The organism is Allobosea sp. Tri-44, from assembly GCF_004123845.1.
In the GTDB taxonomy this organism is placed as follows: Bacteria; Pseudomonadota; Alphaproteobacteria; order Rhizobiales; family Beijerinckiaceae; genus Allobosea.
This window is the reverse complement of sequence record NZ_NBDP01000030.1, coordinates 940237-953328: the sequence shown is the minus strand read 5'-3', so window position 1 is coordinate 953328 and position 13092 is coordinate 940237. Positions and strand designations below refer to the sequence as shown.

The 13092-nt window shown below is 67.7% G+C and carries 9 protein-coding genes; 5 read left to right on the top strand and 4 right to left on the bottom strand.

The genetic code is table 11. The features are described 5' to 3' along the window. Positions 1 to 4: 4 nt before the first annotated feature. The 4 genes from B6S44_RS21005 to B6S44_RS20990 are packed head-to-tail and all read right to left on the bottom strand — an operon-like array spanning position 5 to position 7518. Complete coding sequence (locus tag B6S44_RS21005; protein WP_129158792.1) at positions 5 to 712, bottom strand: HAD family hydrolase; 708 nt, start codon at positions 710 to 712, stop codon at positions 5 to 7. Further along, positions 712 to 1590 (bottom strand): transglutaminase family protein, encoded by an 879-nt coding sequence (locus B6S44_RS21000; protein WP_129158791.1) that lies wholly within the window; start codon positions 1588 to 1590, stop codon positions 712 to 714. Before B6S44_RS21000 ends, B6S44_RS21005 begins: the two co-directional genes overlap by 1 nt. A 10-nt stretch (positions 1591 to 1600) precedes the next feature. Then, positions 1601 to 4126 carry a circularly permuted type 2 ATP-grasp protein gene (locus B6S44_RS20995; protein ID WP_129158790.1) on the bottom strand — a complete coding sequence of 842 codons (2526 nt, stop codon included), beginning with the start codon at positions 4124 to 4126 and terminating at the stop codon, positions 1601 to 1603. An 8-nt stretch (positions 4127 to 4134) separates the two neighbouring features. Next, the gene (locus tag B6S44_RS20990; protein ID WP_129158789.1) at positions 4135 to 7518 is read right to left on the bottom strand and encodes a transglutaminase family protein; all 3384 of its coding nucleotides are present in this window, start codon (positions 7516 to 7518) and stop codon (positions 4135 to 4137) included. Between the two features lie 278 nt (positions 7519 to 7796). Between B6S44_RS20990 and B6S44_RS20985 the strand changes: the two genes are divergently transcribed. The 5 genes from B6S44_RS20985 to B6S44_RS20965 all read left to right on the top strand — a co-directional run bounded on the left by B6S44_RS20985 (position 7797) and on the right by B6S44_RS20965 (position 13072). Further along, positions 7797 to 9365, top strand: a complete 1569-nt coding sequence (locus tag B6S44_RS20985; protein WP_248309673.1) for an ABC transporter substrate-binding protein — start codon at positions 7797 to 7799, stop codon at positions 9363 to 9365. A 116-nt stretch (positions 9366 to 9481) separates the two neighbouring features. Further along, positions 9482 to 10552, top strand: a complete 1071-nt coding sequence (locus tag B6S44_RS20980; protein ID WP_129158787.1) for an ABC transporter permease — start codon at positions 9482 to 9484, stop codon at positions 10550 to 10552. Between the two features lie 11 nt (positions 10553 to 10563). Continuing rightward, positions 10564 to 11475 carry a nickel transporter permease gene (nikC, locus tag B6S44_RS20975; protein ID WP_465246127.1) on the top strand — a complete coding sequence of 304 codons (912 nt, stop codon included), beginning with the start codon at positions 10564 to 10566 and terminating at the stop codon, positions 11473 to 11475. 5 nt (positions 11476 to 11480) lie between these two features. Continuing rightward, on the top strand, positions 11481 to 12320 hold the full coding sequence (locus B6S44_RS20970; protein ID WP_129158785.1) for an ABC transporter ATP-binding protein: 840 nt from the start codon (positions 11481 to 11483) through the stop codon (positions 12318 to 12320). Next, the gene (locus tag B6S44_RS20965) at positions 12317 to 13072 is read left to right on the top strand and encodes an ABC transporter ATP-binding protein (RefSeq protein ID WP_129158784.1); all 756 of its coding nucleotides are present in this window, start codon (positions 12317 to 12319) and stop codon (positions 13070 to 13072) included. The genes B6S44_RS20970 and B6S44_RS20965 overlap by 4 nt, the downstream gene beginning before the upstream one ends. The last annotated feature ends 20 nt before the right edge of the window (positions 13073 to 13092 follow it).

Below are 13092 nucleotides of genomic sequence, written 5' to 3'. Positions count from 1 at the left end.
GAGCTTAGCCGAACAGGGCCTGCTCCAGCGTGGCGATGCTGGGCAGCAGCAGATGGCTGAGCGGGCGCAGGGTCTCGGCGCTGCCGGCGCCGGTCAGCACCGCGATGCGATAGCCGGCGCCGGCTGCCGCCGCCATGTGCATGTCGTGGGTGGAATCACCGATGACCGCGACGGCCTCCGTCGGCAGTCCAGTCGCGCGGCAGAAGCCGTCGACCATGCCGCGCCCCGGCTTGGCGCCATGACCGGAATCATAGCCACACAGGAAGGCGAGATGCGGTTCGAGGCCGAAGCGCTCGGCGGTGGCGGCGACCGCCGCCTCGCTGTCGCTGGAGGCGATGCCGAGGGCAAGTCCGCGACCGCTGAGGCTGGCGAACAGGGCGGCGAGGTCACAGACCGGCACCGCCGCGACGACCACCGAGCAGAACAGGGTATCGAGCCGTTCGGTCAACTCGGCCGCGCCGAAGGGCGAGCCGGCTTCCGCCCAGGCCTCGGCCAAGTCTTCGGTATTGCCCGAGGCGAGCAGCCCGTCGGAGGTGGCGTAGCCGGTCACGGGATCGACGCCAGCCACTGTCAAAAGGCGCGCTGCGAGTTCGAGGTCGCCCTGCGCAGCCAGCTGGCCTGCTTTCAGATTGGTCGGCGCCCAGCTCGCCTGATAGTCGATCAGCGTGCCGTCCTTGTCGAACAGCAGGCCGCGAATTGCGGGCAGAGCCATCAGGTCACCGGGATCACGTCGACCTTGACGTCGAGCTTCTGGCTGCCCGGTCCGACGAGCACGCCGTCGAGCGGCGAGACGTCGGCATAGTCGCGCCCCGTCGCGGTAACGATATGGTCGTCGGCGACGATCAGGTCGTTGGTCGGGTCGAGCCCGATCCAGCCGGTCCCCGGGCCGGTCCAGGCCATCACCCAGGCATGGGTCGCGTCCGCGCCTTCGAGGCGCGCCTGGCCGGGCGGCGGGATGGTGCGCAGATAGCCGCTGACATAGGCGGCCGGCAGGCCAAGCCCGCGCAGGCCCGCGATCATGATGTGGGCGAAGTCCTGGCAGACGCCGTGACGGGCAGCAAAAGCCTCGCGGATCGGGGTCGCGACCTCGGTCGCTTCGGGATCGTAGCGGAACTCCTTACGGATGCGGGCCATCAGCTCGCAAGCTGCCTCGAAGACCGGCCGCCTCGCCGGGAAGCTCGCGCGGGCATAGTCGGTGATCTCCGGCACGGTCGGTGCCAGGCGGCTTGGATAAAGATACTGTGCCGGGGAATCCGGTGCGAGGCTCTGTGCCTTGAGCGCGAGTTCGACGACTTCTTCCCAATGCCGTGTCAGGGCCGGAAAGGGGGCGGCTGGCCGCGTCACCTCGACCCGCGAGGTCATCTCGATCCGCAGTTCACGGTGCGGCCTGGCGATGGTCAGCGTCGTCGTGCGGTTGCCGAAGAAGCAGATGCCATCGTTCCGTTCGGCGCCGCGCGGTGTCACGGAAAGCTTGCTGGTCAGCACACGCTGACCGGCTCCATCGCGCGGCAGCACACGCAACATGCAGCGCGCGAACGGCACCGGCCGGCTATAGGCGTAAGCGGTGAGATGGCGGATGTCGTAGATCACGCGGACTCTCTTACGCGAGTCGCGTCATCCGCGAACCTTCCGGCCTGGAGTTCTGCAGGAAATAACGCTCGGCCACTGCGTTGGAGAGACCCATCAGCAATTGCTCGAAGAACAGGATGCTGGTGCGGTCGAGCCGGCTCGCCTCGGCGGTGCGGCATTCGGCGGCGAGCTTGAGCGCGAGCCGGCGTGGCTCCTCCAGCATCCCGTCGTCATGGAGCGAGGGCAGGGCGGCGATTTCGGCATCGAGCCGCTCGACCTGGAAGGCGACCGAGCGCGGGTTGTAAGGATCGAGCATGACGAGATCGAGAACCGGCTGCAACGCGGCGCCGAGCATGTAGCGCGAGCGGTAGGTGATCTGGGAGTCGGTCAGGTCGAGCAGCGCGTCGAGGCAGTTGCCCGGCGCGTCGTTCTCGATGAAATGGCGGGCGAAACGGCAGGTGGTGACGCCGCGCTCGATCCGCCGGCCGATGTCGAGGAAGCGCCAGCCGGCACCGCGCACCATGTTCTCCTGGGAGAGGCCGGAGAAGGCGGCGAGCGTTTTCAGCCCGGTATCGGCGATCTCGAAGGCCTCGCCTTCGCTGGTCGGTTTGCCCGGCGGCGCGGCGAGCTGGCGCTGCAGGTCGCCGAACAGGCGCCAGGCATCGACCGAAAGCCGCTCGCGGATGACCGAGGCGGTGCGCCTGGCCTCGCGCACCGAGGCGGCGGCCGAGCCGTACTGCTCGATATCGTGCAGCGCAGAACGCGCCTGCGCCGCGATTGGCCGGCCCCTGGGCGTCGCCGGCGCCGCTCCCCAGGCGACGAGCAGGGTGGCGAGGCGCTTGATCGTCTCGCCATGGCCGGGGGCCTGGTCGTCGGCGTTGATCAGGCGGCCGAGCAAGGCACGCACCAGGCGCAGCGTCGCCTCGCTCCGCTCCAGATAGCGGCCGAGCCAGAACAGATTGTCGGCCGCCCGGCTCGGCAGGATACCGACGATGCGGCGAATAGGGATCCGGTCCGGGCTCGGCAGCAGCGTCACCTGCTCGACGGGCGCATCGGAGGTGACCCAGACATCGCTGGAGCGTACGCCCGAGCGCATCGTCACGGCGCGTGCGTCGGATTCGTCCGAGACGCGGCAGAAGCCGCCCGGCATTACCTGCCAGCCATCGGGCGTAGCCGCGGCGAAGACGCGCAGCGTCATCGGCCTCGGCTCCAGCCGGCCACCATGCATCACCGGCATGGTCGAGAGTTTGACCACTTCCTGCCCGACATGGTCGAGCCCGCGCTCCGTGATGCGGGTGCGCAGCGCCTCGCGCTCGCTTTTGCCGAGGTCCGCGACCAGCACGGTGCCGCCATCCAGCCCGTCGCCGGGCGCGCGGAAGGCGGGTGCAATGCTCATCTCGTCGAGCCGGTCGAGCACGATCTGACGCTCGCGCGGTTGGCCGCACCACCAGGTCGCGATGTTCGGCAGGATCAGCTCCTCGCCGAGCACCTCGCGGGCGAGCTTCGGCATGAAGCCCATCAGCGCCCGCGCCTCGATCACGCCGGAGCCGAGGCCGTTGGCGACGATGACGTTCTCAGCCCGCACCGCCTCGACCAGACCAGGCACGCCGAGCGCGGAGCGGGCGTTGAGCTCGAGCGGGTCGGCGAAATCGCCGTCGATGCGGCGCCAGATCACGTCGGCACGCTTGAAGCCGGCGATGGTGCGCACATGCACCAGCCCGTCGCGCATCACGAGGTCGCCGCCCTCGACCAGAAGGAAGCCGAGATAGCGGGCGAGATAGGCCTGCTCGAAATAGCTCTCGTTGAGCTGGCCCGGAGTCAGCAGGCAAATCCGCGGCTCGACCCGCTTCGCGCGGGCGACGAGGCCGGCGCGAAAACCCTGGAAGAAGGCGGCGAGCCGCTCGACATTCATCGTCCGGAACAGGTCCGGGAAGGCGCGCCCGATGGCGAGCCGGTTCTCCAGTGCATAGCCCGCGCCTGATGGCGCCTGGGTGCGGTCGTTCAGCACCCACCAGCGCCCGTCCGGGCCGCGGCCGAGATCGGCGGCATAGATCTGGAGCTGTCCGGCGCCGCTCACCCCCTGCACGGGCCGAAGATAATCGGGGCTGCCGGTGACGGCGGCCGCCGGCAGTGCGCCGCCGGCGATCAGACGGCCGGGGCCGTAGATGTCGCCGAGCACGGCATCGAGCAGTTGCGCGCGCTGGGCGACACCGGCCGCGATCGTCTTCCATTCCTGCCCGGTGAGCACAAGCGGTGCGTGGTTCAGCGGCCAGGCCCGCTCGCTGGCGAGGGGGTCGTTCTCGTCGAGATCGCCATGGACGCGGTAGGAGACGCCGGTGTCGCGGACATGCCGGTCGGCGAGGCCGAAGCGGCGCTGCAACTCGTCGCTCGACAGCGCCGACCATTCGGCGAGGAACGGCTCCCATTGCGGCCGGATCGTGCCGTCCGGAGCCATCAGTTCGTCATAGGCGCCGGGCAGGGGCCGATAGCCCGAAAGCAGGGCGTTGCGGCGCTCGCTGCGAGCCCGCGCCGAACTCGATCGGCCCTGCAGAGCCATGCTTGACCTCAAACCCCGATCGGGCGGCGCAGGTCGAGTGTCATCGGGAACTCCGGATTTCGCTCTTCTGCGGGAATCGCCAGCGGCCCCGGACTATGGCCGATCGCCTCGAAGCGAGCCAGCCTTCTGGCTTCCGCCTCGTAGGAATTCACAGGAGGTGTCTCGTAATTGCGACCGCCGGGATGGGCGACATGGTAGACGCAACCGCCGAGCGAGCGACCGACCCAGCTGTCTACGATGTCGAAGGTCAGCGGCGCATGCACCGGAATCGTCGGATGCAGTCCCGATGCCGGCTGCCAGGCCTTGAAGCGCAGGCCGGCGATGCTGACCCCGGCGGCGATTTCGCTCATCGGTAGCGCCCGCCCGTTGCAGGTGATGACGTGTCGGCCAGGCGTGAGCCCGCTCGCCTTGAGCTGCAGGCGTTCGACCGAGGAGTCGACATAGCGCACCGTGCCGCCGATCGCGCCCTCTTCGCCCATCACATGCCAGGGCTCGAGCGCCTGGCGGAGTTCGAGCTCGACACCGCCTTGATTGACCTTGCCGAAGAAGGGGAAGCGGAACTCGTGCTGGGCCGCGAACCAGGCCGGGTCGAAGCGGTAGCCGGCCCGCTCCAGATCGGCGAGCACGTCGCGGAAATCCTGCCAGACGAGCTCGGGGAGCATGAAGCGGTCGTGCAGGCTCGTGCCCCAGCGGGTGAGCTTGCCGGCCTGCGGTTCGCGCCAGAACCAGGCGATCAGCGCCCGGATCAGCAATTGCTGCGCCAGCGACATGCGCGCATCCGGCGGCATCTCGAAGGAGCGGAACTCGATCAGCCCGAGCCGGCCGGTCGGGCCATCAGGCGAATAGAGCTTGTCGATGCAGATCTCGGTGCGATGGGTGTTGCCGGAGACATCGACCAAGAGGTTGCGGTAGAGCCGGTCGACCAGCCAGAGCGGGATCGCCGGGGCGTTCGGGCCGGGCGTCTGCGCCAACGCGATCTCGAGTTCGTAGAGCTGGTCGTGCCGGGCCTCGTCGATGCGCGGCGCCTGGCTGGTCGGGCCGATGAACAGGCCGGAGAACAGATAGGACAGCGAGGGGTGGCGCTGCCAGTAGAGCACGATGCTCTTGAGCAGGTCCGGCCGGCGCAGGAACGGGCTGTCGGCCGGCGTCATGCCGCCGAGCACGACATGGTTGCCGCCGCCGGTGCCAGTATGGCGGCCGTCGACCATGAACTTCTCGGCGCAGAGCCGCGACTGGCGCGCTTCCTCATAGACGCCGCGCGTGATCGAGACCGCCTGCGCCCAGTTCCTGGCCGGATGGATGTTGACCTCGATCACGCCCGGATCGGGCGTGACCTTGATGACGTTGAGGCGCGGATCGTGCGGCGGCGAATAGCCCTCGATATGGACCGGCTGGCCGCTCTCTTCCGCTGTCGCCTCGATGCTGGCGATCAGGTCGAGATAATCCTCCAGCCGCTCGACCGGCGGCAGGAAGACGCAGAGCACGCCGTCGCGCACCTCGATGCTGAGCGCGGTGCGCACCGACTCGGCGCCGAGCTCCTGCTCGACGATGTCCTGGCGCTGAACCTGCGGCTCGCTGCTCCCGGCTGGCCGGGTCGGCTGGATCGGGCCGTCGAAGCCCGGTGGCGGATCGGCGGCGCGCGGTGCGCCGGGTGAACCGGCCGTGGCGGGCGGCAGCGGGCCGCGCGGCTCCAGCGGGTCCTGCGGATGGATATGCGGATAGGCCTTCGCCGGGACATGCGGCAGCGAGCCGAGCGGCAGCCGGAAGCCGACTGGAGAATCGCCCGGGACCAGGAAGAGCTTGCCGCGCCGGAGCTTCCATTTCTCCGAGCGCCAGCGCCGGTCCTCCGCCGCCGCCTGCCAGCGCTGCACCGGGATGACATAGCCGCTCGGCTTGCCGAGCCCGCGTTCGAAGACGCGCACCATCCGGGCGCGCTCCTCAGGGTCGGAGAGCTTCGGGTCGAGCGGGTCGACATTGTCGGGCAGCTGGCCTTCCTTCACCAGCCAGTGGCCGGTGTCTTCATAGGCCGGCAGCACGTAATCCGCGCCGAGGCCGAGCCGCTCGGACAGGCCCGCAGCGAGCGTCTCGACCGCAGCCGAGGTCGGCACGACCTCGTGCTCGCGGTCGCCGCCGGTCTTGGCACCGGGCTCGCGCGCGATCAGCGCGGCGTTGCGCCAGATCGGCTCGCCATCCTCGCGCCAGTAAAGCGCGAAGGCCCAGCGCGGCAGGCTCTCGCCCGGATACCATTTGCCCTGGCCGTAATGCAGCATGCCGCCCGGCGCGAAGCGCTCGCGCAGGCGCCGGATCAGCACGTCGGCGCGCTCGCGCTTGGTTGGGCCGACAGCGGCGGTGTTCCACTCCTCGCCGGTCTGGTCGTCGATCGAGACGAAGGTCGGCTCGCCGCCCATGGTGAGCCGGACATCCTGCGCCTGGAGGTCGGCCTCGACCTGTTCGCCGAGCGCATCGAGCTCGAGCCAGGACTCGCCCGAGAAGGGCAGGGTGATGCGCGGCACCTCGTGAACGCGCGCGACGCTCATGTCGAAGGCGAACTGCGTCTCGGCATAGCTCGCGACACCGCTGACCGGCGCGGCCGAGCGGTAATGCGGCGTCGCTGCCAGCGGCAGGTGGCCCTCGCCGGTGAGCAGGCCCGAGGTCGGGTCCATCCCGATCCAGCCGGCGCCGGGAAGATAGACCTCGGCCCAGGCGTGCAGGTCGGTGAAGTCCTTGTCGGTGCCGCGCGGGCCTTCGAGCGGATCGATGTCCGCCTTCATCTGGATCAGATAGCCGGAGACGAAGCGGGCGGCGAGGCCGAGATGGCGCAGGATCTGGACCAGCAGCCAGGAGGTATCGCGGCAGGAGCCGGACCTGATCGCCAGCGTCTGCTCCGGCTCCTGGACGCCGGCCTCCATGCGGATGCCATAGGCGATCATCCGCTGCAGGCGGGCATTGAGGTCGACGATGAAGTTGACGGTGTTGGCCTTCTCGCGCGGTACGCCAGCGAGGAGCTCGGCGAGCAGCGGCCCGGCCGGCTCCGTGACGAGATAGGGCGCGAGCTCGTCGTGCAGCTCGTCCGGATAGGCGAAAGGGAACTCCTCCGCCTCGGCTGCGACGAAGAAGTCGAACGGATTGATGATCGAGAGCTCGGTGACGAGGTCGACCTCGATGCGGAACTCGGTCACCGGCTCCGGGAAGACATAGCGCGCCAGCCAGTTGCCATTGGGATCCTGCTGCCAGTTCACGAAATGCTGCGCCGGCGTGACCTTGAGCGAATAGCTCTTCACCGCCGAGCGGCAATGCGGCGCCGGTCGCAGGCGGATGATCTGCGGGCCGAGCGTGACCGGCCGGTCATAGCGGTAATGCGTGACGTGATGCAGTGCAGCGATGATGGCCAAGAGCGAGCGCCTGCTTTGCTTCGAAGCCGGCCGGAGCGGCCGGAGGCTGTCACGATAGCGGCAGAAGACGCTGGAGCAAGCAGGTTCGTGCGCAGGAATGCGCCGGCAATTCAGGCTGTTGCGCAAGAAGCGTGCATGCTGTGCGCCATCCGCCGAACTCTGCTTTGGCCCTGCTGGACATCGGACACGATCTGGCCACAGAGTGCGCGCCAACGGGCGCCTCGGAGCGCTCGCAGACAGCACAATGGGGATTTTCCATGCGTCATGTTGCGAAATTGATGGCGGCTTCCGCTTTCGCGGCTCTGCTGGCGACGACCGCCCAGGCCCAGACGCCCAAAGACACCATCGTGATGGCCAAGCAGATCGATGACATCATCACGCTCGATCCGGCCGAGGCCTTCGAATTCTCCGGTGTCGAGGTCGGCGCCAATGTCTATGACAAGCTGATCGGCGTCGATCTCAAGAACAACAACGCCCTGATCGGCGAGCTCGCCCAGAGCTGGACGGTCAGCCCGGACAACCTGACCTACACCTTCAAGCTCCGCCCGGGCGTCAAGTTCCACTCCGGCAATCCGCTCACCGCGGCCGACGTGGTCTACTCCTTCCAGCGCGCGGTCACGCTGAACAAGTCGCCGGGCTTCATCCTAACCCAGTTCGGCCTGAACAAGGACACCGTGCTGGAGAAGGTCAAGGCCACCGACGACCAGACCGTCACCGTCACCGTCTCCAAGCCGTTCGCGCCGACCTTCTTCCTGAACTGCCTGACCTCGGGTGTCGCCGCGGTCGTCGACTCCAAGCTGGTCAAGGCCAATGAGAAGGACGGCGACTGGGGCAATGGCTGGCTGAAACTCAATTCGGCCGGCTCCGGTGCCTACAAGGTCCGCGTCTATCGCCCGAACGAGCAATACGCGCTCGACGCCAACGAGGCCTGGTACAAGGGCGCGCCCAAGACCAAGCGCGTCATCGTCCGCCATGTCGCCGAGCCGGCCTCGCAGCGCCTGCTGCTCGAGAAGGGCGACATCGACATCGCCCGCAACCTCTCAAAGGACCAGCTCGCCGCGGTCAAGAGCAACGCCAATGTCGAGATCGTCCAGGGCGACAAGGGCTACATTCTCTATCTTGGCCTGAACCAGAAGAACCCGAATCTCGCCAAGCCCGAGGTACGCGAGGCCCTGAAGTGGCTGGTCGACTACGACTCGATCGAGCGCAACATCGTCGAGGGCACCTATAAGGGCCATGAGAGCTTCCTGCCCAAGGGCTTCCTCGGGGCGATCACCGACCGGCCCTACAAGCTCGACGTCGCCAAGGCCAAGGAACTGCTCGCCAAGGCCGGCCTGCCGAACGGCTTCACCGTCACCATGGACACCCGTTCGGTCAACCCGATCACCGACATCGCCCAGGCGGTCCAGTCGACCTGGGCCCAGGCCGGGATCAAGCTCGAGATCCTTCCGGGCGACGGCAAGCAGACGCTGACCAAATACCGCGCCCGCACCCACGACATCTATATCGGCCAGTGGGGGCCGGACTATCTCGACCCGCACACCAATGCCGAGACCTTCGCCATCAACGAGGACAATGGCGAGGAGGCCAAGTCGAAGACCCTGGCCTGGCGCAATGCCTGGGACATCCCGGACATGACCAAGGTCACCCAGGCCAACGTGCTGGAGAGCGACGCGAGCAAGCGCGCCAGCGTCTATGGCGAGCTGCAGCGCGACCACCAGAAGGTCTCGCCCTTCGTGATCATGTTCCAGCAGGTCGAGGTTTCGGCCGACCGCAAGGGCATTGCCGGCTGGGTGATCGGACCGACCTCCGACACCAATTTCTACGCTCCGATCACCAAGAACTGAGGCGTTTGCCCAGCGGAACCCGCCGTAGCCAATCATCAGGCTGCGGCGGGTTCTTGCCATTGGCGCCAGCGTAGTCTGGCCGACGCCCTCCAAGAACAAGAAGAACGGAGCCGACGATGGTTTCCATCACTGCACCGACCCCGCCCGCACCGCCGCCACGCGCCAAGAATGGTGTCGTTCGCTGGGCGAAGATCCTCGGCCGTGAGCTGACCACGGTCGCGATCACGATCTTCGGCCTGCTGCTGGTCACCTTCCTGATCGCGCGCGTCATGCCGATCGATCCGGTGCTCGCCGTGGTCGGCGACCGCGCTCCGGCGGATGTCTACGACAAGGCAAGGCTCGCGCTTGGCCTCGACAAGCCGTACTGGCAGCAATTCGCCGTCTATATCGGCAAGGTCTTCACCGGTGATCTCGGCACCTCGGTGCTGACCGCGCAGAAGGTCACCGACGACATCAAGACGGTGTTCCCGGCGACGCTGGAGCTGGCGACGCTCGGCACCTTGATCGGCGTTGCGCTCGGTGTGCCGCTCGGCATCCTCGCCGCCGTCAACCAGGGCCGCTGGATCGACCAGATCGCCCGCGTGATCGGCCTGATCGGCTATTCGATCCCGGTGTTCTGGCTCGGCCTGATGGGGTTGCTGCTGTTCTACGCCAAGCTCGGCTGGGTCGCAGGTCCCGGGCGGCTCTCGATCGCCTTCGAGGATTTCGTCACGCCGATCACCGGCATCGTCATGCTCGACGCCGCGATGCAGGGCGAATGGGAGGCCGTCCGGGACGCCTTCTGGCACCTGATCCTGCCGGCCTCCGTGCTCGGCCTGCTCTCCGTCGCCTATATCAGCCGCATGACCCGCAGCTTCATGATCACCGAGCTGCAGCAGCAATATGTTGTGGCGGCGCGGGTGAAGGGGCTGTCGGAATGGCGCGTCGTCTGCGGTCATGCGCTCGGCAACGCGCTCGTGCCGCTCGTCACCGTGATCGCGCTCTCCTACATGCACCTGCTCGAAGGCTCGGTGCTGACCGAGACGATCTTCGCCTGGCCGGGCCTCGGCCGCTATCTCACCAATGCGCTGCTCAATGCCGACATGAATGCCGTGCTCGGCGCCACGCTCGTCGTCGGCGCCGTCTTCATCGCGGTCAACCTGTTCTCCGACATCCTCGGCCGGCTGGCCGATCCGCGGGCACGCTGAGGAGGATGGCCATGAGCGACCACGCCTCCGCCTCCGTCAGCTGGCATTCCTGGCTGACCACGACTTCGCCGGAATCACGCCGGCAGGCCAAGCTCGGCCAGCTCTACCGGCAATGGCTCGCCTTCAAGAAGAACCCGGCCGCCGTGGTCGGCCTCGTGATCGTGCTGGCTCTGCTGCTGCTCGCGGCCTTCGCGCCGCTGATCGCGCAATACGACCCGCTCGCCCAGGCGCTCGACCAGCGCCTGCTGGCGCCATCCGCGAAGCACTGGTTCGGCACAGATGCGCTCGGCCGCGACATCTTCAGCCGCATCGTCTACGGCACCCGCGTCACGCTGGTGATCGTCATGCTCGTGGTCATCACGGTCGGGCCGCTCGGCCTGCTCATCGGCTGCGCCGCCGGCTATTTCGGCGGCTGGATCGACACCGTGCTGATGCGCATCACCGACGTCTTCCTCGCCTTCCCGCGCCTCGTGCTGGCGCTCGCCTTCGTCGCGGCGCTCGGGCCCGGACTGGAGAACGCCGTCATCGCCATCGCCTTCACGGCCTGGCCGCCCTATGCCCGCGTCGCCCGTGCCGAGACGATGATCATCCGCAACGCCGACTACATCTCGGCGATGCGCCTGCAGGGCGCGAGTCAGATGCGGATCGTGCTCAAGCATATCGTGCCTATGTGCGTGCCCTCGCTGATCGTGCGCACCACCTACGACATGGCCGGCATCATCATCATCGCCGCGGGCCTCGGCTTCCTCGGCCTCGGCGCCCAGCCGCCGATCCCTGAATGGGGCGCGATGATCTCGACCGGCCGTGAGCAGATCTTCGACCAGTGGTGGGTCGCGACCTTCCCGGGCATCGCCATCTGCGTCGTCGCGCTCGGCTTCAACCTGCTCGGCGACGGCCTGCGCGACGTGCTGGATGCGAGGTGAGCACTATGGTTGATGCACCTCTGCTGACGCTCGACGATCTGCGCGTCGACTTCCACACGCCGACCGGCATTGTGAATGCCGTGCGCGGTCTGTCGTTCACGCTCGGCCGTGAGCGGCTCGGCATCGTCGGGGAATCCGGCTCCGGCAAGTCGATGACCGGCCGCGCCATCCTCGACCTGATCCCGCATCCCGGCGTGGTCACGGCGAAGCGGATGGAATTCCGCGGCAAGGACCTGACGGCGATGGACAAGGCGAGCCGCCGCAAACTGCGTGGCCGCCACATCTCCATGGTGATGCAGGATCCGAAGTTCTCGCTGAATCCGGTCCAGACCGTCGGCGACCAGATCGCCGAGGCCTACCGCGTCCACCACAAGGCGAGCGCGCGCCAGGCGAAGGAGCGCAGCCTCACCATGCTGGAGGCCGTGCAGATCCGCGAGCCGGGGCGCGTCTACGATCTCTACCCGCACGAGGTCTCGGGCGGCATGGGCCAGCGCGTGATGATCGCGATGATGCTGATCGCCGAGCCGGAGATCCTGATCGCCGACGAGCCGACCTCGGCGCTCGACGTCACCGTGCAATTGCAGGTGCTGAAGATCCTCGACGACCTCGTCACCAGCCGCGGCATGGGGCTGATCTTCATCAGCCACGATCTGCATCTGGTGAGGTCGTTCTGCGACCGCGTCATCGTCATGTATGGCGGCAAGGCCCTGGAGACGCTGCCCGCGGGCGAGCTCGACCGGGCGCAGCATCCCTATACGCGCGGCCTGCTCGGCTGCCTGCCCGATCTCGACCATCCGCGCGAAAAGCTCGCGACCCTCACCCGCGACCCGGCATGGCTGGCATGACAACTCAACACGCCATCTCCGTCGACAAGCTCAACGTCTCCTTCGGCGACTCGCATGTCGTGAAGGACCTCTCCTTCGCGGTCGCGCCGGGCGAGAGCTACGGCATCGTCGGCGAATCCGGCTCGGGCAAATCGACCGTGCTGCGCGTGCTCGCCGGCCTCAATCGCGACTGGAGCGGCGAGGTCGACATCCTCGGCAAGCGCCAGCCCAAGCTCCGCGACAAGGCCTTCTACCGCGCCGCCCAGATGGTCTTCCAGGACCCGTTCGGCTCGCTGCATCCGAAAAAGACCGTCGACGACACTTTGGCGGAGCCGCTCGCCATCCATGGCATCAGCGACGCCGAGGCGAAGATCAGCCGCGCCATGCAGGATGTCGGCCTGCCCACCTCCTTCCGCTTCCGTTATCCGCACCAGCTCTCCGGCGGCCAGCGCCAGCGCGTCGCCATCGCCCGCGCTCTCGTGCTGGAGCCGACCATCCTGCTCTTGGACGAGCCGACCTCGGCGCTCGACGTCTCGATCCAGGCCGAGGTGCTGAACCTGCTCCAGGCCCTGCGGCACGAGCGCAAGCTCATCTATATCCTGGTCAGCCACGACCTCGCCGTGGTCGGGCATATGTGCGAGCGGCTCCTCGTCATGCAGTTCGGCCGCGGCGTTGAGGAGATGACGGCGGCAATGCTCGCCGCACGCATGCCTGAGACGGCCTATGCCCGCGAGCTATTGCGTGCGAGCGAGGGTTTCCGGCGGGCGGGTTGACGTCCGGCATGCGCCCAAAG